Annotated in this window: 23 protein-coding genes, 1 tRNA gene and 3 pseudogenes; 11 read left to right on the forward strand and 16 right to left on the reverse strand. The window is 62.1% G+C overall.

Going from position 1 to position 23941, the window contains the following annotated elements; genetic code table 11:
* Nucleotides 1–77 precede the first annotated feature (77 nt).
* Complete coding sequence (locus C7450_RS17315; protein ID WP_110375719.1) at nt 78–1028, reverse strand: LysR substrate-binding domain-containing protein; 951 nt, start codon at nt 1026–1028, stop codon at nt 78–80.
* A gap of 199 nt (nt 1029–1227) precedes the next feature.
* Between C7450_RS17315 and C7450_RS17320 the strand changes: the two genes are divergently transcribed.
* The 6 genes from C7450_RS17320 to C7450_RS17345 all read left to right on the forward strand — a co-directional run bounded on the left by C7450_RS17320 (nt 1228) and on the right by C7450_RS17345 (nt 5979).
* Entirely contained in the window at nt 1228–1986 is a 759-nt protein-coding gene (locus tag C7450_RS17320; RefSeq protein ID WP_110375720.1) for an SDR family oxidoreductase, read from the forward strand.
* Between the two features lie 46 nt (nt 1987–2032).
* Complete coding sequence (gene accB, locus C7450_RS17325; RefSeq protein WP_170147286.1) at nt 2033–2521, forward strand: acetyl-CoA carboxylase biotin carboxyl carrier protein; 489 nt, start codon at nt 2033–2035, stop codon at nt 2519–2521.
* Nucleotides 2522–2590: 69 nt separating this feature from the next.
* Nucleotides 2591–3946 (forward strand): acetyl-CoA carboxylase biotin carboxylase subunit, encoded by a 1356-nt coding sequence (gene accC / locus C7450_RS17330; RefSeq protein ID WP_110375722.1) that lies wholly within the window; start codon nt 2591–2593, stop codon nt 3944–3946.
* Nucleotides 3946–4605, forward strand: a complete 660-nt coding sequence (gene pxpB / locus C7450_RS17335; RefSeq protein WP_110375723.1) for a 5-oxoprolinase subunit PxpB — start codon at nt 3946–3948, stop codon at nt 4603–4605. Before accC ends, pxpB begins: the two co-directional genes overlap by 1 nt.
* A complete protein-coding gene (locus C7450_RS17340) occupies nt 4602–5573 on the forward strand; it encodes a 5-oxoprolinase subunit C family protein (protein WP_110375724.1) in 972 nt (323 codons plus the stop codon). The genes pxpB and C7450_RS17340 overlap by 4 nt, the downstream gene beginning before the upstream one ends.
* Before the next feature lies 1 nt (nt 5574).
* Entirely contained in the window at nt 5575–5979 is a 405-nt protein-coding gene (locus C7450_RS17345; RefSeq protein ID WP_110375725.1) for an acetyl-CoA carboxylase biotin carboxyl carrier protein, read from the forward strand.
* Nucleotides 5980–6098: 119 nt separating this feature from the next.
* Here C7450_RS17345 and C7450_RS34605 read toward each other — a convergent pair.
* The 10 genes and pseudogenes from C7450_RS34605 to C7450_RS17390 all read right to left on the reverse strand — a co-directional run.
* Nucleotides 6099–6337, reverse strand: a pseudogene (locus C7450_RS34605) (IS630 family transposase); the annotation flags it as partial.
* A 425-nt stretch (nt 6338–6762) separates the two neighbouring features.
* The gene (locus C7450_RS34020) at nt 6763–6930 is read right to left on the reverse strand and encodes a hypothetical protein (protein ID WP_170147287.1); all 168 of its coding nucleotides are present in this window, start codon (nt 6928–6930) and stop codon (nt 6763–6765) included.
* A 497-nt stretch (nt 6931–7427) separates the two neighbouring features.
* The gene (locus C7450_RS17355) at nt 7428–8465 is read right to left on the reverse strand and encodes an Ldh family oxidoreductase (RefSeq protein ID WP_110375980.1); all 1038 of its coding nucleotides are present in this window, start codon (nt 8463–8465) and stop codon (nt 7428–7430) included.
* Between the two features lie 31 nt (nt 8466–8496).
* Entirely contained in the window at nt 8497–9327 is an 831-nt protein-coding gene (locus C7450_RS17360; RefSeq protein ID WP_245449865.1) for an ABC transporter permease, read from the reverse strand.
* On the reverse strand, nt 9320–10219 hold the full coding sequence (locus C7450_RS17365; RefSeq protein ID WP_110375726.1) for an ABC transporter permease: 900 nt from the start codon (nt 10217–10219) through the stop codon (nt 9320–9322). The genes C7450_RS17360 and C7450_RS17365 overlap by 8 nt, the downstream gene beginning before the upstream one ends.
* Nucleotides 10216–11298 (reverse strand): ABC transporter ATP-binding protein, encoded by a 1083-nt coding sequence (locus C7450_RS17370; protein WP_245449867.1) that lies wholly within the window; start codon nt 11296–11298, stop codon nt 10216–10218. The genes C7450_RS17365 and C7450_RS17370 overlap by 4 nt, the downstream gene beginning before the upstream one ends.
* Nucleotides 11299–11317: 19 nt before the next feature.
* Complete coding sequence (locus tag C7450_RS17375) at nt 11318–12349, reverse strand: ABC transporter substrate-binding protein (protein ID WP_110375728.1); 1032 nt, start codon at nt 12347–12349, stop codon at nt 11318–11320.
* Between the two features lie 29 nt (nt 12350–12378).
* Complete coding sequence (locus C7450_RS17380) at nt 12379–12672, reverse strand: hypothetical protein (protein ID WP_110375729.1); 294 nt, start codon at nt 12670–12672, stop codon at nt 12379–12381.
* A complete protein-coding gene (locus tag C7450_RS17385; protein WP_110375730.1) occupies nt 12666–13802 on the reverse strand; it encodes an FAD-dependent oxidoreductase in 1137 nt (378 codons plus the stop codon). The genes C7450_RS17380 and C7450_RS17385 overlap by 7 nt, the downstream gene beginning before the upstream one ends.
* Before the next feature lie 11 nt (nt 13803–13813).
* Nucleotides 13814–14338: a cupin domain-containing protein gene (locus C7450_RS17390; RefSeq protein WP_170147288.1), complete on the reverse strand. Its 525-nt coding sequence runs from the start codon at nt 14336–14338 to the stop codon at nt 13814–13816.
* Nucleotides 14339–14630: 292 nt separating this feature from the next.
* Here C7450_RS17390 and C7450_RS17395 point away from each other — a divergent pair, with 292 nt between their 5' ends.
* Entirely contained in the window at nt 14631–15605 is a 975-nt protein-coding gene (locus C7450_RS17395) for a GlxA family transcriptional regulator (protein WP_110375732.1), read from the forward strand.
* A gap of 356 nt (nt 15606–15961) precedes the next feature.
* Here the strand turns inward: C7450_RS17395 and C7450_RS35140 are convergent, their stop codons facing one another.
* Complete coding sequence (locus tag C7450_RS35140) at nt 15962–16366, reverse strand: phospholipase D-like domain-containing protein (RefSeq protein WP_425351224.1); 405 nt, start codon at nt 16364–16366, stop codon at nt 15962–15964.
* Between the two features lie 286 nt (nt 16367–16652).
* A pseudogene (locus C7450_RS17410) lies at nt 16653–17078 on the reverse strand (transposase); the annotation flags it as partial.
* A gap of 265 nt (nt 17079–17343) precedes the next feature.
* Between C7450_RS17410 and C7450_RS17415 the strand changes: the two are divergent.
* Together C7450_RS17415 and C7450_RS17420 are read left to right on the forward strand one after the other, a co-directional pair.
* Nucleotides 17344–18324, forward strand: a complete 981-nt coding sequence (locus C7450_RS17415; RefSeq protein ID WP_110375734.1) for an ABC transporter substrate-binding protein — start codon at nt 17344–17346, stop codon at nt 18322–18324.
* 40 nt (nt 18325–18364) lie between these two features.
* Nucleotides 18365–20110, forward strand: coding sequence for an adenylate/guanylate cyclase domain-containing protein (locus C7450_RS17420; protein ID WP_110375735.1), 1746 nt, complete (start codon nt 18365–18367; stop codon nt 20108–20110).
* 264 nt (nt 20111–20374) lie between these two features.
* Here C7450_RS17420 and C7450_RS17425 read toward each other — a convergent pair.
* The 3 genes and pseudogenes from C7450_RS17425 to C7450_RS17435 all read right to left on the reverse strand — a co-directional run.
* Nucleotides 20375–20886: pseudogene (locus C7450_RS17425) on the reverse strand (IS5 family transposase); the annotation flags it as partial.
* 29 nt (nt 20887–20915) lie between these two features.
* The gene (locus tag C7450_RS17430) at nt 20916–21491 is read right to left on the reverse strand and encodes a tyrosine-type recombinase/integrase (protein WP_146227378.1); all 576 of its coding nucleotides are present in this window, start codon (nt 21489–21491) and stop codon (nt 20916–20918) included.
* A 56-nt stretch (nt 21492–21547) separates the two neighbouring features.
* Nucleotides 21548–21641 (reverse strand) — tRNA-Ser (locus tag C7450_RS17435).
* A gap of 560 nt (nt 21642–22201) precedes the next feature.
* Between C7450_RS17435 and C7450_RS17440 the strand changes: the two genes are divergently transcribed.
* Nucleotides 22202–22618 (forward strand): VOC family protein, encoded by a 417-nt coding sequence (locus tag C7450_RS17440; protein ID WP_425351232.1) that lies wholly within the window; start codon nt 22202–22204, stop codon nt 22616–22618.
* Nucleotides 22619–22794: 176 nt separating this feature from the next.
* The gene (locus tag C7450_RS17445; RefSeq protein WP_110375738.1) at nt 22795–23832 is read left to right on the forward strand and encodes an aldo/keto reductase; all 1038 of its coding nucleotides are present in this window, start codon (nt 22795–22797) and stop codon (nt 23830–23832) included.
* Nucleotides 23833–23941: the final 109 nt, after the last annotated feature.

Here is a 23941-nt window from a genome sequence, read left to right on the forward strand (position 1 = left end):
CATATTTTCTGATTGAGGTATTGGATTTCGTTATGGGGGGACGCCACGCTGGGGCGTGGCGTCGCGCGCCTTCAGATCTACTCGGCGAGAAACGCCTCCGGGTCCATGCTGTGAGGCGAAATATCGTCTTTGAACAGCGCGATCGTTTCCAAAAGTATATTGTAGACAGCAAATGCCGCATCCGACAGGCGAGCATAGTCCGATATGCAGAGCGACATCTGCAAAGACGCAGCAGGCGAATCGATCCGTCGAAGGCCGAGCTGCTCAAAATTCGGCAAGGCTTGCGCGACTGTTTTCGGAAGCACCGTCGCGCCCACGCCCGCCATCATTGCAGATGACAATGTCGAGCGGGATTGGATTTCCGCCACGATGCGCAAGCGCTCGCCAACTTCAGCGCAAACCCGCTCTATCGCCTGCCGCAGGAACGACTCGCGTGAAGGCAGCATCAAGTCGATCTTTGCCAATTCCTCGGGCCGGATATCTTGCGCCCATAGCTCGGAGGAGAATATATCGCGTGGTGCAACCAAGTAGAACTCTTCCATCACAAGAGGCTTGTAGTCGAGACCACGCACTGAACGGTCGCCATAAAGGATGGCTATGTCCATGCTACCTTTGAGCATGAGTTCGCTGAGTGTGACACCAAAGCTGTCGAAGATGTGCAGGATGATACCGGGATGGCGCCGGCGCAGCTGCGTCAGCAGAGGCGGCCCGAACAAGGTCGCGGAGCTGAGAGGCGCAAGGCCTATGGTTACGTTGCCTGAGAGCTCCTGCTCACTGTCGAGTACGCTGCGCCGGGCTTCATCGATCTGCCGCTGGATGGATTTCGCATAGCGATAGAGCGTCCGGCCCGCTTCCGTGGGCATGACGCCACGCGTGCTCCTCACGAGTAGCTGACGCTTGAATTCGGCTTCCAGGCTGGCGATCTGCTGACTCAACGCCGGTTGGGCAACGTTCAAAACCTTAGCTGCGCTCGTCACGCTACCGAGGTCGACCACCTTCACAAAAGCTTCTAGACGTCGAGTTTCCAATCCGGCCTTCTCCACGCGCAGGCTTAGAAAACGTTATACACCAAACCTATGGCTCTAGAGCGAAATCTTCTTAGCGCTCGCCGCACGCCGCGTCCTATAGCTATTCGAGGAATTGATATCGAGAGCAATCCCGTCCACTGGCAGGTTCACCGCGCTGTCACGGATGGGAAGGCCGGCATATGCACAGGGAGCCGTCGCGATGGCTTTTTCGGATTATCGAACGGCATTGGTGACGGGCGCATCCTCCGGGATCGGCGCCGCCACCGTACGCCGGCTATGCGCCGAAGGCTTGACGGTTCATGCCGTCGCCCGCAATGCCGAGCGGCTGGAAGAACTGGCAGCCGAGACCGGATGTAAACCGCATCCGGTGGACGTCGGAGACAGCGCCGCAGTCGAGCGCCTTATCGACGCCATCGAGATCGATGTTCTCGTCAATAATGCCGGCCAGTCACGGCGGGGAAACATTCTTGACACCACACCCGAGGATGTCGACGCGCTGGTCGACATCAATCTGCGAGCGGTCCTGCATCTCACGCGCCTCGTCGTGCCGGGGATGGCGCAGCGCAACCGTGGTCATGTCATCAACATCTCCTCGATTGCCGGGCACTACGCCTTTCCGGGCGGAAACACAGTTTATCACGCGACGAAGGCGGGTGTCCATTCGCTGTCGCAGCAGTTGCGGGTTGATCTTTTCGGGAAGAACGTGCGGGTTACGGAAATATCTCCTGCCCGCGTGGAAACAGAAGTCTTTGGTCGACTGCTCGGGGATCTCGCCGAAGCGAAGCGTCGCTTTTTCGACGATTACGATTCTTTGCAGCCCGAAGATCTTGCCAATGCCATCGCCTTCGTCGTCGATGCACCCGCCCGCATGAATGTTGCTTTCATGGAGGTTTTGCCCACCCAACAAGTCGTCGGTGGACTGAACTTTGCCCAAAGGAAGACACCGACCACCTCGTGACGTGATCCATTGCCTCTCCGTATCGCCTTTATCGCAGAGACTGTCCGTGGACCTTGCCCAAATTGCAGAACTGATTGATCTGGTCTCGCGGTCACGCATCGCGGAACTTGATGTGAGCCGGGACGGAACCCGCGTCAGAATATGGAGATACGCGTCAGCCGGCGACACGGCTGCCGTCTCACACAGCGCCGAAAGAGCTCGTGAAAGTGCTCCGGTCACCACCGCCGCGGAGGTCTCATCTGAGCCAGCGCCACAAACGGCGCGCGCGGCCACGGAGACGATCGTCCAGGCGCCCATGCACGGCATTTTCCACCGCGCATCCGCGCCCGGCGCGGCGCCATTCGCCGAGGTCGGCTCGCCTGTCGAAGCCGGCCAGAAAATCTGCATCATCGAGGCGATGAAGACGTTCATCGGTGTGGAGGCGGAGGCCAGCGGAACCGTGCTGGCCGTGCTGGCCGACAATGGTGCGGAGGTCGAGGCCGGGCAGCCGTTGTTTCGCATCGGCCCGCAGCCGGCGGACGTTGATCGCGTATAGCCCGATCGCTCCAGGCTGCGGGCAGGATCGGGCCTTGAGAACTGCGAGCCGAATAATGCGAGCCCAAAGATGTTCGACACAATTCTGATCGCCAATCGCGGGGAGATCGCCCTTCGCATTCAGCGTGCCTGCCGGGCGCTGGGGCTAAAGACTGTTGTGATCCACTCCGAGGCGGACAGGGACGCACGCTATGTGCAACTGGCGGATCAGGCGCTCTGCATCGGCCCGGCACCGGCTGGCAGGACCTATCTCAATTCCGCCGCTATCCTGCTCGCCGCAGAGGTCAGCGGCGCCGGGGCCATCCATCCCGGATACGGCTTCCTGTCGGAGAATGCCGCCTTCGCGGACAAGGTGGCCGCGGCGGGGCTGACCTTCATCGGCCCACCGGCCGATTGCATCCGGACCATGGGCGACAAGGTCGCCGCCAAGCGGGCTATGCGTGGCGCGGGCGTGCCCTGTGTCCCGGGGCCGGACGGTGCGTTGCCCGATGAGGCGAATGACGTCGCCGACATCGCGCGGGAGATCGGATACCCTGTGATCATCAAGGCAGCCGGCGGCGGCGGTGGGCGCGGCATGCGGATCGTGCGTCAGGAGTCCGAGCTCGCTGAAGCTCTGCCTTTGACGCGCGAGGAGGCGCGCCAGGCCTTTGGAAATCCCGATGTCTATATCGAGAAGTTTCTGGAGAACCCGCGCCACATCGAAATCCAGGTTCTGTGTGACAGCCATGGCAATGCCATCTGGCTGGGTGACCGCGATTGCTCGCTCCAGCGACGCAACCAGAAAGTCGTGGAGGAAGCGCCAGCACCCGGGATCGATCGCGCGCTCCTGCAACGTGTCGGGGAGACCTGTGTCGAGGCGTGCCGTCGCATCGGCTATCGCGGCGCCGGCACATTTGAATTTCTTTACGAGGAAAATGCGTTCTTCTTCATAGAGATGAACACGCGCATCCAGGTCGAGCACCCGGTGACCGAGGCGGTGACCGGCATCGATATCGTCAAGGAGCAGATCCGCGTCGCCCAGGGCGAGCGGCTGTCATTTTCCCAGAGGGATATCGCACCCCGGGGGCACGCGATCGAGTTTCGCATTAACGCGGAAAACCCCTTCACCTTCGCGCCGTCACCTGGAGTCGCGACGTGCTGGGACGTGCCGGGCGGCATCGGCGTCCGCGTCGATTCCCACATGGTGGCCGGCGGTAGCGTTCCCCGATACTATGACTCGCTCATCGGCAAGCTGATCGTCCATGGCGGGGATCGCGCGGAGGCTCTCTCTCGCGCGCGCGTCGCGCTGTCGGAGATGCGCGTCGAGGGCATTGACACGAACCTGCCGCTGCATAAGGCGCTTCTCGACGATCCCGTCTTCCGCCAGGGCGGCTATGCTATTCATTATCTTGAGCATTGGCTGCGCGACAGGGCAGAGGCAGCCTGATGTCCAGCGCCGGCCCCTGCATCAGCCTTCTCGGCACGACGGCGGTGCTCCTTGAAGCGCCGGGCGCCATGGACCTGCCGACGCAACGGCGGATCTGGAATCTGGCCGCCCTGATCAGTGGCTGGCCGGGCGTGCGCGAAGCCATTCCGGGCGTCACCAACCTGATGGTGACCTTCATATCTCCGCCCAGCGCGATCGGCACATTCGTCGACGCGCTCCGCGATGCCTGGGACGAGGCAGGCGAGACCGAACTTGTCGGGCGCGAGGTCGAGATGGCCGTGACCTATGGCGGCGAGCTCGGTTTCTCGCTCCACGACGTTGCCGAGCACACCGGCCTGTCGATCGACGAGGTCGTTGCGCGTCATGCGGCGCCGCTCTACGTGGTCTTCGCCTTGGGCAGCCACCCTGGTTACTGCTACCTCGGCGGCATGGATCCCAGCCTCACCGTGCCACGCCGCAGGTCGCCGCTGCAAAGCGTGGCGGGTGGCTCGGTCTCGATCGGCGGATCGCAGACCGGGGTCGCGGCGTCGCCGGGGCCGAGCGGCTGGCACACCATCGGCCATACGAGATGGACGTTCTTTGACCCGTCCTGGCCCATTCCCGCGGCCCTCGCCCCTGGAGACAGGGTCCGCTTCAAGATCGAGCGGGTGATCCGTTGATAGAGATCCTGTCCGTGCTCGGCCCTGCCAGCGTGCAGGACCTCGGGCGCGTCGGCCAATACCGATTCGGCGTGGGCACCTCCGGCGCGATGGACGACATCGCCTTGCGCGCCGGCAATATTCTCCTCGGCAACGACGAGAATGCCGCCGGCGTGGAGATCGCTTTCGCGCCTTTCAAGCTGCGTTTCAATGCCGATGCGGCCTTCGCATTGACCGGCGCCGACGGTGGCGCCGAGCTCAACGGACGCCTGCTTCCGCCATGGTGGCGGGCATGCGCTCACGCCGGCGACATCCTGGTCCTCAAGGCCATGTCCCGGGGCGCGCGCAGCTATCTCACCGTTGCCGGCGGCATTGATGTCCCCTTGGTGCTGGGGTCACGCAGCACCCAGTTGCGGGGAGAATTCGGCGGCTTTCACGGTCGCGCCCTTCAGCCGGGGGATATCCTGCCCTGCGACCGCTCTGAATCTCCAGATGACGCCGGTGAACTGGGGGCCGAGCCGGCGGATATCGCTCTGCGACAGCGGACCCTCGCCTCCGGGGCGCGCCGTATCCGCGTCATCATCGCCGGCGAATATGACCGGTATGACGAGGCGGCGCGCCAGTTATTCTGGCACACCGATTGGAGAGTGACGCCCCAGAGCAACCGTTATGGCTACCGGCTGGAAGGGCCGCCCGTCCAGCCGATCGTCCCCATCGAGAAGCGATCCCATGGAATCGTGCCCGGTGTCATACAGATCCCGCCCAACGGCCAGCCGATTATCCAGCTGCGGGACGCGCAGACGTCGGGAGGCTATCCGAAATTCGCGACCGTCGTCGAAGCGGATCTGTGGCGGATAGGCCAGGCGGGCCTCGGCAGCCGGCTCCGCTTCGAGCCGATCTCCCATCAGGAGGCGCTGGCGGCGCAGGCCGAGGTCAGCGTTTACCTCGAGAGATTGCGCGCGAGTGTTCGTCTTCAAGGGGAACTGTAGAATGGCGTTGAGCATTCGGGACATCGAGCATCTGGCGATCCTGCTTGAACGGTCCGGCTTGGGCGGGATCGAGATCGAGGACGCCGGACAGCGCCTGAAGATCACCTTGCACCATGTGGCCTTTTCGGGCACATCGGCCCATTCTCCCATGAATATTGCCACCACGTCGGCAGGGACCGTCGTGAAGGCGGAGGTCGCCGGCATTTACGTGGCGAGGCATCCGTGGCGGGAGAACCCGTTTGTTCAGCTTGGCCAGGCAGTCACGGAAGGCGAACTCGTCGGCTTGGTGAAGGTTGGCCGAATTTATACGCCGATTCCGTCGCCGGCGACCGGCTCGGTTGTAGAAATTTTAGTTGAAACCGGAACCGCGATCGGATTTGGAACACCTATAATCACGATAAAGTAGGTCTTATATTTACTTTTAAGTGCATTTAGATTAATTAAGGGCATTGAGTAGCTAAAATTTACAATTCGTTCGAAACAACAAACCGAAAAACATAGCGTCTGGCATTAGACTCAGCTTCATTCAACGACACAGGGCGCGTCGATACGATCGTGGCGCAATGCCGCCAGGAAGGTAAGCGTCCGCCATTTGCCGTGCGGAGCCTTGGCGATCAGCCTGAGGCCGCGCGGAACCCATCCACGCAAAGGCGCCATGTTGGTCTTGCCCCACGTCTCATCTTGGCCCACGTCTCATGAATGAAGACGAGCCGGTGCGGATCGAGCCGGCCATGATGCTTTCTCCACTGTGCCCGCCGCCGCGCGGCTGCGATACCAATAACCATCAAGTGCCGGTGCAGTCTCCCGTCCGGCGCGACAATTGGGGTGGAGGAGGCATCCGTGCTGCGTGCGTTAGATGATAGCTACGAAGGCATAAAAGAGACGACCGAGCTCCACGCTTTGATCAATATATTCTATCTCATGGCTTCACATTGAATACTCCGCTGCGAGCAGTTCTTCGTTACCCTTTACAATCGCCCCTACTGCGCAGCGATGGGGCGCAACGACTCGCTACCGCGCATCAGGCAAGCGACCTTTGCCTACTGGGAGAGTGCATTTTACGTGAGATACACTAAAGCCGGGCTCATCGCTCATTCCACAGACGGCCCGGTATCATTCACGGCGCTTTGGAACCCTTTTAGGCGGTCGGTGGGAGGGTTTCGTCTTCGCAGGCAGCTTTCTCACTTTGTCAAAGCGCGGTGCGGTCTGCTCCCCACTTTTCCAATCCTGCGGGCGTGGTTGCCTCCGCGAAGCCTCCCAGGACGCGGCATCCCCCAGCCAATCCCAGCTTCTGCGGGATGACCATGCCGTTATGACCGACAAGGCCTATCGCGACAAGCCCGTCGGATTTGCTCATGCTGCTCCTTGAAGCTGTTGATCTCTGGCAGCGCCTCATCGGCCGCCAGCGATCCCTCATCGAGCAAACGTGGATCTTTGCCAAGGGCTAAGGCCGCGGCCTCCGCCACTGTCCCGAACGGCATGTCCCGCCATATGGCCACATTGAGCGATGCACCTGGTCGATTGCAGGGCAACAGTCGGTCGCGAAGCTCTGACGCGGGGGCGGCCGCAACATGGCATAGAGCATAGCAGCGGCGATGACCGCGCCCTCCACCTCAGCCTGCTCCTCGTCGCTTCACTCCTGCGGGTCTGAGAAAACCGCTGAGCCAGCCAGCGTACGGCCTATTGCATCATCAGGCCGCACGCCTTCAGACAGCTCACGCACGTGATCTCTCAGTTCGTCGGTGATCCGCGGAAAGCTGAGCTCCAGAAGCTGCTATACATGTGTTCTGCCCGCTAAGCGCGCGTCAGCCGACAGAGGGATCGGTTCGAGAACGCACGCTTGCTCCAGAAGCGTCAACACACCTCGCCGAGCCCATGGGCCAGCAGACGATCGAGCTGCCTCATCTCCTCACCGCTGATGCGTATCCCCTCGGTCAGGGCGGCGGCGCGCGCGGCGAAGCGGCGCTGTGATGGCAGCCTTGCACCCTGGCCGAGGATCGCATCGAACAGCGTTTCCGCTCGGGCGAAGGGGTCTCCAGGGCGTCCCGCTGCGAAAATCTTCGGAGAGAAGGCTAGGATCAACTCGCCGTGAAATGGCGCCAGGGTCGTCGTCCCGAGAAAATCCAGAACTTCAGGGCTCGTCAGGTCGCCGATCATGACGCCTGCGAGAAGTTCGATCATCGTGCTGATCGCCGATCCCTTGTGTCCGCCGAAGGGCAGCATGGCGCCCGACAGCGCCGCCGCGGGATCTGTCGTTGGACGGCCGTCCACGTCGATCGCCCAGCCTTCCGGCAAGGGCTCCCCCGCCTGACGCCTGAGTTCGATCTCGCCACGTGCAGCGACGGATGTCGCGAAGTCGAAGACATACGGATCATTGCCGGGACGCGGCCAGCCGAAGGCGAAAGGGTTGGTACCCAAAAGCGGCCTGTTGCCTCCGGTCGGCGCCACGGTCGCGTAGCTCGGACACATGGCGAGCCCGGCCAGATTATTCTCCGTCAGCGCCTCGATCTCCGGCCAGAGCGCGGAGAAGTGACAGCAGTCGTTGATGACAAGCGATGCGAGACCGTAGCGTTCGGCCAGCTCGACAAGGGCCGGCACGCCCAGCTCGAAGGCCGCATTGGAAAAGCCGCCGTCGGCATCGACACGCACAATCGCCGACCCGTCCGATGGGAGGACGCGTGGGACCGCATCGGGCCGCACCTTGCCGGCCTTGATCGTCCGAAGCGCGCCTTCGATCCGGTAGATGCCGTGCGACTTGCACCCGTCGCGCTCGCCGGCAATCAGGGCCCGGGTGAGTGCCGCCGCGTTTGCATCGGTCAGCCCTGATTTGCGGAAGATGGCTTTCACCTTTTCGGTGAGTTCGTCGATACCGACGAGACACAGGTCGGCCATTGTCGTCATGGGCATGTTCCCCTCAGCCGGATCACCGCTCAGTTCCCCCCGGTACCAGCGCGGACCGGTTTCCGGTGAGCTGGACGATGACGATGACCGACACCGTGACCAGAATGAACAACGTGGAAATCGCCGCGATCGTCGGGTCGATCACGTCGGTCAGGGACACGAGCATTCTGCGGCTCAAGGTCGAGGCGCTTCCCGTGGACACCAGCATACTGATGATCACTTCGTCGATGGACGAAATGAACGCCAGCAGCGCGGCGGTGACCAGGGACATCTTCAACTGGGGCAAGGTTATGTCGACGACAGCACGGAACTGCGAAGCGCCGAGGCTGACCGCGGCCTTCTCCTGGCTGAAGTCATAGCTTTTCAGGGCGGACAGCATGACCACGAACACGAAGGGCAAGGCGACGACGACGTGGCCGATCGTCAGGCCCGTGATCGTGTTGATCAATCCCGCCCAGGACAGGACGAAGAACATGCCGACGGCAACGACGATATGCGGCAGTATCGTCGGCAGGACGATGATCGCAGTCGCGACGGAACCTAGCCTGGGCGTCGTGCGCGCAACGGCATAGGCGGCCAGGAAGCCGACCGGGGTTGCGATGAGGACCGTAAGCAGAGCGGTGCTCAGCGAGATTGCCGTGGCGCGCATCCATTCGCTGGACGAGAAGTAGCTGGCATACCAGCGCCCCGACAACGTGGACGGCGGGAACTCCAGCAGGTTCGATGCGCTGAACGACATCGGGATGACGATGAGGCTGGGGGCCACCAGGAATGCCAGCACCGCTGCGGTCCAGAGATAAAGCCAGGCTCGCCTGCCGTGAGAGATCTGTCGATCATTGTTGCTGCTATGCACGGGAGGTGGTCCTTTTGCGCGTGAGATAGACCATGCACAGCCGCATGAAGCCCAGTGTCAGCAGGGTGCAAAGGAACAGGACCGTCGCCAGCGCGCCCGCGGCCCCCCAGTTCGGATAGAGGCCGAGATAGGTGTTGATGGCCTGTGCCATCATGATCACCCGGCCTCCGCCGAGGATCGCCGGCGTCACGTAGAAGCCGAAGCACAGGACGAAGACCAGGAAGCCGCCGGCGAGAAGACCGCTGCGCGCCTGCGGCAGGGTGATCGTCCAGAAGACGCGGATCGGCGTGGCCCCAAGGCCGGCCGCGGCATTCATCATCCCGCGATCGATCCGCCTGAAACTCACGTAAAGCGGCAGGATGAAGTAAGGCAGCATGATCTGGGTCATGGCGATCACGGTCCCGATCACATTATGGGCAAGTTGCAGCGGCTCCGCCGTCAATCCGATCGACTGCAGGGTCTGGTTCACGAGGCCGCGGCGCTGCAGGAGCAGCAGCATCGCGTAGGTGCGGACAAGCAGCGACGTCCAGAAGGGCAGCAGCACAGCGATCAGGAGCAGGCCGGCGATCTTTTGCGGAAGCTCCGACAGAAGGTAGGCGACGGGCGTCCCGAGCAGTACGCACAACAGGGTGCACCAGAACGCGATGCTCACGGTCGTTCCGATGACGGTGGGAAGCGAGGGGTCCGAAATGAGCAGCCGGTAGTTGTCGAGACTGATCGAGCCGGAGCGGTCGACAAACGACAGCAGCACCATCACCAGGACGGGGATGACCAGCGCGCCGATGACGATAAAGACGGCTGGGAAGGCCAGCGCCGCCCAGGCAGAGGAATAGCCGTCGGCTCTCCCCTGCGACAGCCCAACGGCATCCGACGCGGGCGCTGCCGTGCTCATGTGTCGCCCCTGACGATCAATGCGTCCTGCCTTGCGAGCTCCAGGGTGACGATCTCGCCCTCTTTCGGGAGCGCGCGTATCGTCGTCGCGCAGCGCACAGTTACTTCGCGGCCATTCGTCAGGGCCGCCGAGACTGCATAGCTGTCGCCCTCGAATGAAATGTTGGTCACGATGGCCGAGAACCGGTTCGCATCCAACGCCGGCTCGCCGGACGACGAGAACATGAGCTTTTCGGGCCGTGCGACGAGGTAGAGCAACTCCGCATCGGGAGGAGAGTTCAAGGCAAGGATGTCCTGGTCCGCAAACCGCACGCCCTCTCCATTCCGCACCAGCGGCAGGATGTTGCTGCCCCCGATGAAGTCGGCGACGAACGCCGTCTTGGGAGAGGTGTAGATTTCATTCGGCGTACCTACCTGCTGGACCGCTCCCCTGTTCAGGACGGCGATCCGGTCCGACATCGTCAGCGCTTCGCGCTGGTCGTGAGTCACATAGATCGTGGTGACGCCGAGCGCATTGTGAATGCGCCTGATCTCGACCTGCATCTGGTCGCGCAGCTTCTTGTCGAGCGCGGACAAGGGCTCGTCCATCAGGAGGATCTTCGGCTTGAAGACCGTGGCCCGCGCGAGGGCGACGCGCTGCGCCTGGCCTCCCGACAGCTGTCTGATCTGCCGGTCTTCGAAACCTTCCAGATGAACCAGCGACAGGATCTCGGCAACCCGCTTCTCGCAGTCCGCCCGGCCGACACCGCGTATCCGGAGCGGATAGGCGATGTTCTCCGCGACCGTCATGTGCGAGAACAGGGCATAGTTCTGGAACACCATGCCGACGTTCCGCTTGTGCGGCGGCAGCCGGTGGACGGGCTGGTCCCCGAAGAACAGTTCCCCGCTGTCCGGCCGGGTAAACCCGGCCAGGATCATCAGGAGCGTCGTCTTGCCGGACCCTGAGGGGCCCAGCAGCGTCAGGAACTCGCCGGCAGGGATATCAAGGGTGGTCTCGCGCAACGCCGAGACGCCCCCGTATCGCTTGCCCAGATCCCGCGCGGTGATTTCCACACCTCCGGTGGGAAGGTGAACGTCCACGTGATGTGCTCCGCTCATGTCACTTCTGCATCATGCGCAACCAGCGGGGAACGACGTCCACCTCGTTCTTTGCCCACCAGCCGGCATCCAGCAGCAGCATTTTCTCCAGAACCGGCGGATAGGTCGGTAGCTGCTCCATCTTCTCAGCGGAGATTGTTCCAACGTCGAATGCCTTGGGGTTCACCGGCCCATACGTCGATTCGGCGCCGATGTTCGCCTGGAACTCCCGATCGATAAAGGCATTCAGCGCCTTCATCGCAGCTTTGGGGTTCTTGGTTCCCTTGAGGATGGCCAGGCAACCATTGTCTGCGATGCCTTCATTCAGCGTATAGGCGAACTGGCCATAGTCCGCTGCAATGGCGGAGGCCCGACCGTTGGTGAGAGCCATCATGTCGATTTCGCCGTTGGCCAACAGCTGTGTGGCCTGTCCGTAGGTCTCGTAGAACACCGTGATGTTCTTGCGGAAACCTTCCATTTTCCGGATCGCGCGCTCGACGTCGAGAGGATACATCTTCGCCTTGTCCACGCCATCGCCGAGAAGCGTCAGCTCGGCCATCATGCGAGGCTGGTTGTACATGGCCCTGGTGCCGGGGAATTTCGCGACGTCGAAGAAGTCGGCCCAGCTGCTTGGCGGGTTGGCGCCGTAGGTCTTCTTGTTCCATACGAGAACCATGGCATAGCGGGTAAAGCCGCCAATCCAGTTCTTTCCTTTCAGATTGTCTGGCAGATCAGCCGCGTTGGGGACCAGGCTATAGTCGATATTTTCAAACAGCGTGTCGGCCTCGGCCGAACGGCACTGCTGCTCGGGCACCTCGACAATATCCCAGGTTGGGTTGCCGGACTGCACCTGCATTCGGGCGTCGGCGATGGATTTTATGTTGTCCAGGTTGACGGTAAGTCCATACTTGGTCTTCGCAGGATCAAAAGTCGTCTTCTTCATAAGCTCTTGGTATAGTCCGCCAGGACCGGCATAGGTGACCTCGTCGGCCGATGCCGAGATGCCGCCGACGAGCAGAAGCGACAACGCAACTGCGAATGATATTTTTTTCATCTCAGTTCCCCTTGTTCTTGGATGTTCGATTACGCCGTCTCTGATGCAAGCCGCTTTTCCTGCTCGATGATGGCGTCCAGTTCCGTCAGCATGCGGGACACGGTGATGATATCGCCCGCGCGCCCCATCGTGACGACGGGGAATGCGGCGGCGTCCTGCGCGAACAGTCGCCGCCTCGCAAGCAGTATGTCGCGAATGCGGACCAGGTTCGCGACGTGATCCGGAAACCGGGCATGCGCGTCGATATCGTCTTGATCGCTGGCAATGGCAGCGAAATCTGACACGGCATCATATTTGTCTGCAGACGGACCCGAGATCAGCACGTTTCTTTCTCCGGTGAAGTTGTTTGTCCATAGAGAGCCGGAATATCGGCTTCGTACATCGGCCGTATGGCTGGATCGCTGAGGAAAAGATTGTGGCTGTTGGGATCCGTCAGGCCAGCAGTCGTCGCGCGGGAATAGTCCTGGGCCATATCCAGGAGGGGCCGTATCCTGGCTTCCCAGCGCGCGAGAGCGTTCTCGACCGTGCCGGTTCCGAAGTCGGTATGGCCGAGCGCGTATGCCGACATCATCGCCGAGCAGGCGCCCTGACCGATCGCCGGGGTCATTCCGTGCGCGGCGTCGCCGATCACGGCGCACCGGCCAAGATGCCAACTAGGCGCCGACACGGAAAAATACTGGTCGAAGTGCCCGAGGTCGCCCGCCTGTTCGAAGTAGGTGGTCAAGGATGGGAACGTCTTCGACCAATAGTCGACGTCGATTGGCACGGCGTGCGCCGCCGGATCGGTCATCATCGAAACGAGGATCACGTAGACCAGGCCGCCCGCGCAGGGAATGATGCCGGCGCGGCGCCCCTCCGGGTGATTGAACTCGGTCGCGTGATGCCGGTCAATTTCGCTGAACTGGTCAGGATGCGACGGGAGCAGCATCCGGATCGCCCCCTTGCGGTGCTTTGCGATCGGCAGGTCTCCCAGCAGCGAGCGGCGCGCGTTCGAGAAGACGCCATCGGCACATACGACCAGATCGGCGCTGATCGTCCTGCCATCCGCGAAGCTCATCTGGCCATCTGCCGTGACCCCGGCCACGTTCGATCCCAGCGAGATCTCGACCCCCAAATCGGCCGCGGTGGCGGAGAGCAGGTCGACCAGTTCCTGACGCGTGAAGATCGCTGCCCGGCCACCGTTGGCGCTCGGAATGTCATAGTGTTTCAGGAGACCGTGGGCTTCGTCGCGCACATCCCACGTCTTGATCTGGTTTCCGACCTTGTCGATATCGGGCGTTATGTTGAGGGCGCTGAGCACCCGCAGGCCGTTGGCCCATACGACGAAGCCGTTGCCGGCCGTCCTCAGACGGTCGCTCTTCTCGTGCACCCTGACCTTCCAGCCGGTCCGCGCGAACGAAATGGCCGCAACAAATCCGGCAATGCCGCCGCCCGCAATTTCTACCTGTCGCATGACCCGCACCTTCAGGAATGTTGTGTCCAGCGCTGCAGGAGGGGCCCCTTGGGCCCGAACAGCGGGTCATTCGGCGGCACGGGGACCTGCTGCGCGCGCATGGCCATCTGCGCGTATTCCGACGGGTAGCCAAGCCTGAAATCATGGATGCCGAAGCCATCCGGAAACGCACCCAGGATGGCCAGCTTCTCGGACTTTCGATCGCCGCAGTGGGCCACGCCGGCGGGTATCACCAGCGCATCGCCCTTGCGGAGATGAGCGTCGACACCGTGCTCACCCCCGAGCCGGCAGGTGAACTCGCCATCCAGCACGGCAATGAACTCGTGTGCGTCGCTGTGGAAGTGATGGCGGGGATACATTCCGTCCGTCGAGAACCAGTCCGGGATCCATCCGTTCCGGCCAAGGCAATTCTTCAGATTGCGGGCCTCGATCCTGTCCTCTCCAAGGTCGCGATACACGGTGATGGGAAATCTCGAGTTGGGAACGCTTCCGTCCCCGAACGTGAAATACTCCTCGACCGATATGCTCGATCTCATGTCATTCCCCATTCTATCAACCCCAGAACTCATGATTTACAATCTCGTTGATAATCTATCTTCGCTGTCCGATAAATATTTCAGATCACTACTTGTCCATATTCATTCCGCTACGACCTATGTGCAAATATTTACTGAAAAATTTCCTGCGCCATGTGAACGATAAAATCGCAGTTATTATCGCCTCCCACACATATGCTGGAAATCTCATCCATTGAACGTTAAGTCCGATTGCCCTAAGGTGCTTGCCTCTGCCGGACGCAATTTTGAGCAAATCGGACAACGTTGGCGAATGGCGAAAATCGCATTCATTCTCGTATCGGGCTTCCCCCTTATGTCGTTCTCGGCGACGCTCGAGCCCCTGAGGGCGGCGAACCATATCTCCAACCAGAAGCTCTTCGATCTGTCGCTCCACTCCGACGGCGGCGGCTGGGTCAGTTCGTCAGGAGGAATGGCTGTCGAGACCCAGGATTTGCCACAGGCGACGGAGGACCTGTCGCATCTGTTCGTGGTCGCCGGCGGACATGTCGACCAGTGGAGGTCTCGCCGCATCGACGCCTGCATACGCCGCACCGCACGTCACGGCGCAACGATCGGCGGCATCACGGCCGGCCCGTTTTTCCTGGCCCGCGCTGGGCTTTTGACCGACCGGAGATTCACCATCCACTGGGAACATGTGGATCTGTTCCAGGAGATGTTTCCGCTGCTGACGCCGGAGCCTGCCCGATTTGTCAGGGATGGGAACAGAGTGACATGCGGCGGCGGTATCGCAGCGCTCGACCTGATGAGTTCCCTGATCGCCGAGCGTGCCGACGCCGGCCTCGCGCAGCGCGTCTCTGAGTGGTTTCTCTATACCAAGGGCAGTTTTGCTGGAGACCCCCAGCGCGGCAGCGTCTCCGATCGCCACATCGTGACGAACAGCATCGTCAGCGCTGCGATCTCCCGGATGGAGGACAACATCGCCGCTCCGCTGTCCAGGGAGGAGATCGCCGAAGAGATGGACATCTCATCGAGACACCTCGAGCGCCTCTTCATCAAATATACGGGCGCCTCGTTCTCCGAGATATATATGCGATGCCGGATGACGCTTGCGCAGCGTCTTCTCTGGCAGAGCACAGTGAGCATTTCGGACGTCTCACTGGCATCCGGTTTCTCGAGCCTTCCGCACTTCTCCCGCACGTTCACGAAGCGATACGGCAAAAGCCCCAGCCGATGGAGGCAGCAAATCCTCGAGGATTCCCACTGGCTCCGGCGTCAGGAGAGATAAGGGAGGGTTATGGAGGAATCGACCATCTGAAAGAAAAGACGGCAGCTTTGCGTCCCCATTGCGGTCATTGATCTGATACCGGCCGCGGCGCAAAAGCGGACATGAGCGAGGCACGGCGCATAGGCACCTTTGCGCCATGAGCAGAAGTTCGATGCGGGTTCGAAAGCCGACCTTGGCGAATTGGCCCCCAAACTGCGATCGTGGCGCGAACCATGCGCGAAGTAGCGCGTCAGCGCGCCTCGATCGCCACTCACAGAGGGGGCCAGCCAGCTGTCGTCAGTCTTGAGAAAGCCCGACCAACTCTTCTTGTGCTTGCGGCTCAGCTCGGCTTCGACCGCGGAAGCGAAAATGGTCGATCACATCCAGGATATGGACGGCATAGGCTCGGCAAGGGCTCTGTCGCCGCTGACCACGACCATGTTCTCGTCGTTGGCGTAGGACGCCTTGAACCCGAGATTGTGGCTGCCGAACACCACTGTGCAATCGTCGGAGAGTGGATCGATGACCATCACCTTGTCGTGGATGATGGCACCGACATGGCCCTTCGCGGTCAATTGCTCCATGCCGAAATCGCCGAGCAGGCGGCGATCATCGATCCGTGAAGCCCGTACGATCGAGACATTGCGTTCCTCGAAGGTACGTTGGCGGGCTGCCGCGTTCCGGTGATCCCAGGCGCCATCCTCTTCGCCCGTATTGGCGAGGATGATCCGGACATTGCCGGCCCGTTCGAGGATGAGATCCACCAGTTCGGGATCATCCACCTAGATCGTGGCGCGAGGCGTCAAGATGGACGATGCTGTCCCATCTGTCTGACGGCCTGGTCAATCTGCTCAACGAAGGCGCGCCGGCTTTTGTGGTCAGCAGGCCCTCGTCGCGGATGGCCCTGGCCGGCGAGGCCCGGAAGGACGCAAGCGGACTGGACGATGCATCCGCAACTGAGGCGACTCTACAGAACGGAGACCCTGGGGAAATTGTCTTGCAGTATGTCGCGGAGTTGTGTTCCGGCGGAACCGCTCCATGAAATCTCATCAGAGCCCGTTTGGAAAATCAGGGATGGGCGTTCCTGCGAGTTAGATTCCCGCCCATAGCGACGAGGACCATGGCCTTTGAAACGTCGATGCGACGCTCGTAGTCGCACACGAGGCGCCGCCATCGGGTCATCCAGCCAAAGGTTCGCTCCACGACCCAGCGGCGCGGCAAGACCTCGAAGCCCTTGGCGCCGTCACGGCGATGGATGATCTCGACGACGAAGTCGAGATAGGCGGCTTTGTCCATGAGCTTGAGCCGGTCGTAGTCGGCGTCGGCGAAGAGATGCTTCACCCAGGGCCAACGTTTGCGGATTGCATCGAGAATGGCCTGAGCACCGGCACTGTCGGAAATATCGGCGGCCGTCAGATTGACCATCAGCAGCCGCCGGTCGGTATCTAACGCGATATGGCGTCTAGGTCCGACGATCTTCTTGCCGGCATCGAAAGCCTCGGCATAGCCCACCGCGCGAGAAGCGGGTCCATCTGGCCGCGTCGCCGACGGCTAAACCTTGGCGGTGCAAGCGGTTGAACCATCGATCAAAGGATGGTTCTGACCCTGTAAAGTGACTTTCGCCATTCCCATCGAACCGCTATGATAGGGTTTGCACGAATAAGGGTGAGTTCATCGATTCACGGTGGCAGCGATGTCGGTGGTTAGCGGTGACGGCCAGTTGCTGTATCGCCTATGCCATCACCGAGCCAATGCTTGGATGCGGCGGCGCGACTTCATCGCTTCGATGGCCGTGGCCGCAGCATGGGCGGCACCGGCAGGCGCGCAACAGTCGGCCATTCCGGTAATCGGCTATCTCGGACCCGAGACCCCCGAGCGCAGCGCCAGTCGGCTCGTCGCCTTTGCAGAGGGTCTGGCCGAGACAGGATATGTGGAAGGACGCAACGTCTCCATCCTGTCTCGATGGGCGGACGGCAAATATCTTGAACTGCCGGCGCTGGCGGCGGAACTCGCAGCAAGCCGGGTGACAGTGATGGTGGCTCCGGGCGGTGCGGAGGTTGCGCTTGCGGCCAAGACGGCCGCCGGCGGCCTTCCCATCGTCTTCGAACTCGGCGGCGATCCTGTCGCGCTCGGCCTGGTGAACAGCCTGTCCCGGCCGGGCGGTACCATGACCGGGGTCACGAGCCTCAGCGTCGAGGTCTCGCGCAAGCGCCTGGAGTTCATGAGCGAGTTGTCTCCCGCAGCGAAGCTCTTCGCAATCGCAGCCAACCCGACCAGTCCGACAGTCGGTTCCCAGTTGAAGAGCCTTGACGCCGCCGCCAGCGCGCTCGGCCTTCGACTGCATGTGCTGAACGCGAGCAAGTCGGACGAGTTCGAGGGGATCTTCACGTCGGCCCGCGCCATGGGGGCGGGCGGGCTTGTCTTTACCTCCGACCCGTATTTCGCTTATCGCAGCGCACGCCTCGCTGAACTCGCCGCGCGGCATGGGGTTCCGGCGATCACCCAGGCGCGCGATTTTCCTCTGGCGGGCGGGCTGATGAGCTACGGCGGCGATTTCCGGCAGTCGCATCGACACACCGGCATCTATGCCGGACGCATTCTCAAGGGCGAGAAGCCTGCTGATCTGCCGGTCCAGCGTGTCACGAAGGTGGAGTTCTTCATCAATCTCAAGGCAGCCCAGGCGCTTGGCCTGACTGTCCCGCCATCGCTGCTGAGTAGCGCCGACGTCGTGATCGAATAGCCTGTCAGAAGCAGGCCATGCCGGGAGAGCAGCGGGCTACATGGTAAGCAATGCACCCACGCCTCCCCGCAAGTCGCTCTTCACGAAATACTTCGTCGCCTTGTTCGCAGCAGTAGTCGTCCCGCTTCTGGTCGCCGGCGCCAGCGAAGCTTGGTTCGGCTATCGCGATCAGCGGGCACGGTTGAGCGACCTGCTCGACTCGGAGGCACGGCTTGCGGCCGTCAAGATCGAGTATTTCCTCGAAGGGATTAGCGACCATCTCAGCTGGATGGTGCAGTTGCCCTGGTCCGCTGGCGCCGATGAGCGGCGCAGGTTGGACGCGTTGCGCCTTCTGCGCCAGGCACAACCCATCATGAGCCTTCGTCTCATCGACGCCGCCGGAAGGGAGCGCCTTTTCGTTTCGCGCATCGGGCTCAACCGTGTCGAGAGTGGCGACGACTATTCCGGTGATCCCGCGGTGATCGGTGCGATAGCTCAGCGGACTTGGTTAGGGCCTGTTGTCTTCCAAGGCGGCTCGGAGCCCTTCATGACCATTGCAGTCGCGGGAACTCGTGCGGCTGCCGGCGTCGCGATCGCTGAGGTCAATCTAAAATTCATCTGGGAGGTGATTTCCGCCATTCGGGTGGGGCAGACCGGGGCGGCCTTTGTCCTCGACCAGCCGGGGCGCCTCGTGGCGCACCCCGACATCAGTTTGGTCCTGCGCGCTGACGAAACGTCAGCCTTGCCGCTGCAACTCCTGCGAGCTGCCATTGTTGCGGAACCCGGCGAGGCCGTCGCCGGGAGCGATACGGAGGGCAACATGGTCATGGCCACGATGGCCTCCATCCCCATGGTCGAGTGGAGCGTCATCGTTAAGCAGCCCGTGGCGGAGGCGTTCGGGCCGATCTATGCTGCCCTGTGGCGTACCGGCATCCTGCTCATTGCCGGCGCGATCCTCGCCGCGCTGCTGGCCTATTGGCTGACGCAGCGCGTGGTCGGACACATCCGCCTGCTGGAGGATGGGGTTGCCCGCATTGGCAGCGGCCAGTTCGACCATCGCATCCAACTCTCCACAGGCGACGAACTCGAGCAACTCGCCGAGCGCCTCAATGAAATGGCTGGCGAACTTGCCGTTTCGAACGAACGCTCGGAACGCATCAGCCGGCTGAAGCGTTTCCTCGCCCCCCAGGTCGCCGAACTGGTTGACCGGAGCGGCGATGACCGGGTGCTCGACGGGCGGCGTGTCGAGGTGGTGGTGGTGTTCTGCGATCTCCGCGGCTTCACCGCGTTCTCGGCGCGGTCGGAACCCGAGACCATCATCAGGGCCCTCAGTGTCTATTACGATGCCCTCGATCGCGTGATAACGGCACACGGGGCGACGCTCGTCAGCTTCTTGGGCGACGGCGTCATGGTGCTGGTGAACGCGCCGGTCGCCTGCCCGGACCCAGCCCTCCGCGCCGTCGCCATGGCGCGCGACATGCAGGCCGGCGTTCAAGAGCTCCTGGCCGAATGGCGTGCGGCCGGGCATGATCTGGGCTTCGGTGTAGGTTTGGCTATGGGGCCGGCGACAGTAGGACGGATCGGGTCAGAAGGCCGCCTCGATTATACCGCGATAGGCAACGTCGTAAACCTCGCCTCGCGCCTCTGCGCGAGCGCCAAGGACGGCCAAATCCTCGTCGATCGCATGGCGGCCCAGGCCGTCGGGAGGGCGGTTGACCTCGTTGAACTCGAGGCACGCGTCCTGAAAGGATTCGACCAGCGTGTTCCGATCTTCGTAGTTGGCACGCCCCCGCCCACAACGATGTAGCGGCAGGTGCGCGGGTGCGGCACCTCCTGAAACCGGTGGCTCGCGCAATGGGCAGGGGCTCAGTACACATGCACTCAATGCGATATCGATGATCGGTATTGATTAGCCCGCAATTTGCTCACAGCATATTCGTTTCTGGTCGAGTCCCAGTTCGTGGTGTAGCTGACGGCTTTGACCTTCGCTCGCCAGCGTTGGCCGGGATGGTCAGGCCGCCGCAGCTGGCAGGCTGACCAGGGGATCATCGCTGAGAGCCCGTTTGGAACCTCACGGATGGGCGTTTCTGCGGGCGAGATTTCCGCCCCTGGCGACGACGACCTTGGCCTTTGAGACGTCGATGCGACGCTCATAGTCGCGCACGAGACGGCGCCATCGGATCATCCAACCGAAGGTTCGCTCCACGACCCAGCGGCGCGGCAGCACCTCGAAACCCTGGGCGCCGTCACGGCGGCGGATGATCTCGACCACGAAGTCGAGATAGGCGGCCTTGTCCATCAGCTTGAGCGGTCGTAAGCAGCATCGGCGAAGAGATGCTTCACCCAAGGCCAGCGCTTGCGGATGGCGTCGAGAATGGCCTGAGCACCGGCTCTGTCGGAAATGTCGGCGGTCGTCAGATTGACCATCAGCAGGCGCCCGTCGGTGTCGACCGCAATGTGGCGCTTGCGCCCGACGATCTTCTTGCCCGCATCATAACCCCTTGCTTCAGCACGCGGAGCCTTGATCGACTGGCTGTCGATCACGCCGGCCGTCGGGCTCGCCTCGCGCCCGGCCCGCTCACGGTGCGAGCCGTCTCACCGGATCCCCTCTTTTAGACGCCGCGTAGCAGCTCGAGCACTTCGGGCGTCGAGATGTCCCGCAGCGGCCGCGCACCCAGCGACGGGAACACATCCCGCTCCAGACTGCGCAGGACGTCGGCCGCATGGACGGGCGCCCACTGCGGCTTTTGCAGTGTGTGCCATTCTTCGGCGAGTGCCTGGAAGGTCAAAGAGGGATCATGCCGCAGCGCCAGCTTCTGCTCACGCTTCAGAAGCGCGGGGTCCTTCCCGTCGCGGAGAGCTGCCTTGGCCCGGCCCGCCATCTCGCGAGCATCGGAGAGGGAAACAGACGGATAGGCTCCGAGGGAAAGCAGCTTTTCTTTGCCGCCGATCTCATATCGAAAGCGCCAGAGCTTTCCGCCGGCCGGCGAAACATGCAGATGCAGCCCGGCACCATCTGTGAGCCTATAGCCCTTGTCGGCGGGTCTGGCCTTCCGAATCTGGACGTCCGTGAGCATGCCGATTCCCGAAATACCCGGCCGCCAAGATCTGATACCCGGAAAACTACCCGTAATTTCTCCAGCTTGAGGCAGAAAACGGTAGCCTATCTCGGAAGAGAAATCGCGCAAAACACCTTATTTTGTAAGGTGTTTCGGACAGTCTCGGACACGGCAATCGGCGGGACTGGCGGAGACGGAGGGATTCGAACCCTCGATAGGGCTTTACAACCCTATAACGGTTTAGCAAACCGCCGCCTTCAGCCTCTCGGCCACGTCTCCAGCGGCTGTTTCCTTACAGATCGTCGGGTTGAGGTCAATACCCTTTGCGGGACGACAGGGGACATTCATCTTACAGGACGGCGCGAAAGGTGGCATGTTTATGCTTGGATTGTTCTCCAGTTTGGCCGGATGCCGCCAGAGCAGGTGATGCTAAAACCGCCTGAGGCGTAAGATTGGCGTGGCGCATTTGGGCCAGCGCCAAGCTTGAGTGTCCGAGGCATTGCTGGAGAATCGAGATGCCGCCGCCGGATGTCTGATCATCCACAGCAAAGCGATGGAGAAAGGCGTGGAGCCGCATGGCGAGACGGTCCGTCATCCCCGCGAGCCGGTGCTGGAATCAAGCCGGTCCTGACAACAGGTTGCTTCTCGCCACGGGAAGGTGCGGGACTGTTGGATCATCCTTGGTGTGATCCTCGCAGTTCACGGGACCTGCTTGTGCGAAGGCGCGGCGCAAAGTTCCGCACGTCCGGCGAAAAGTCCGCTCGCGCACCCTCTCGCACTCTTGCAGGTTGCCCGCGCCGTGACGACATAGGCCCAAGGTCGATCCACCGAAACGGGAGATCATGCCAATGCACTTGCACCGCGGCCGCCTGATCGATCATCTCCATCTCAAGGTTCGAAATCTCAGGGCCTCACGGCGCTTCTACGGCGCCGTGCTGGAGGTCATCGGCGTCGAGGTCGTCGATGGCGAGGGCTTTTTCTACGCCGACGAATTGTGGGTCGACGAGGGGCGGCCCGAGCAATTCAGCCACGTCCATTTCGCTTTTCAGGCGGCCGATCGCGCCATGGTGGACAGTTTCCAACAGGCGGGGCTTGCCGCCGGAGGACGTGATAACGGTCCACCGGGCATTCGCGATTATCACCCCGGCTACTACGCCGCCTTCCTTCTCGATCCGGACGGAAACAATATCGAGGCCGTTTTTCACGGTCCCGCCGAGCGATCCGCGCCATCGGTCGTTCTGTCCTTCGATGGTTGATAGCCTGCGCGCCCTCAGCCGTTGCCATGCCGCACGGTTATCTCCGCCGCGGTGCCTTTGAGCTTTGATCGCGTCCGGCCCCGCAGGAGCAGTTTTCTCAGTTTCCGATTGACACTGCCGTCCGGGTTCGTGCGCGCCGTGCCCGCACCCGCGTTATCTCCAAGGGATTTCCAGCCATGCGTTACAATACACTGGGCCAGACCGGCCTGTTCGTTTCGGAGCTTTGCCTCGGCACCATGACCTTCGGGGGCAGCGAAGGCATCTGGCAGAATATGGGCGGACTCCAGCAAGCCGAAGCCGACGAACTCGTGCGGACAGCGCTTGATGCCGGCATCAACTTCATCGATACGGCGAATGTCTATTCCGCCGGCCTGTCTGAAGAGATTACGGGGCAGGCCTTGCGCAATCTGGGCATCGCCCGCGACCAGGTCGTGGTTGCGACCAAGGCCTTCGGGCGGGTTGGCGAGGGACCCAACGGCTCCGGCGCCACGCGCGTCCACCTTCTGGATCAAGTCAAGGCAAGCCTGAAGCGCCTCAAGCTTGAGCATATCGATCTCTATCAGATCCACGGCTTTGACAACGTGACGCCGATCGAGGAGACACTGGAGGCGCTGGACATCCTGGTTCGCCACGGGCACGTGCGCTACGTCGGGGTATCCAACTGGGCGGCCTGGCACGTGGCCAAGGCCCTCGGCATCGCCGAGCGGCGCCATCTCGCGCCGATCCGCTCGCTGCAATCCTACTACACCCTGGCGGGCCGCGATCTCGAGCGCGAGATCGTGCCGATGCTGACCTCCGAAAAGGTCGGACTGATGGTATGGAGCCCGCTCGCCGGCGGACTGCTGTCAGGCAAATATGCGGGCAATGGTGCAGATGCCGGAGGGGGGCGCCGCGCCAGTTTCGATTTCCCGCCGGTGGAGCGCGATCGCGCCGATGCCGTTATCGCGGCTATCAGGCCGATTGCCGAGGCGCGTGGCGCGACGATCGCCCAGGTCGCGCTGGCGTGGCTCCTGCATCAGCCGGTGGTGACGAGCGTCATCGTCGGCGCCAAGCGCGCCGAGCAACTCAGGGAGAATATAGGCGCCACCGGGGTCGAGCTGACTGCGGATGATCTGGCCGCGCTCGATTCGGTCAGCGCGCTGCCACCTGAATATCCAGGATGGATGTTTGCACGCCAAAGCGCCAACCGCACCAAGCCGTCGCCACGCCGCTGAGGGGGGCGCCGCGAACCGCGGCGCCTCGGGTCCACACCGATCAGCTTGCGCGCAGGCTGATCGGTGGATCGCTTTGGGACATCGGGCCGCTCGTCCTCCGTCCGTGCCT

Origin of the sequence: Chelatococcus asaccharovorans, from assembly GCF_003201475.1 — a bacterium.
Taxonomy (GTDB): Bacteria; Pseudomonadota; Alphaproteobacteria; order Rhizobiales; family Beijerinckiaceae; genus Chelatococcus; species Chelatococcus asaccharovorans.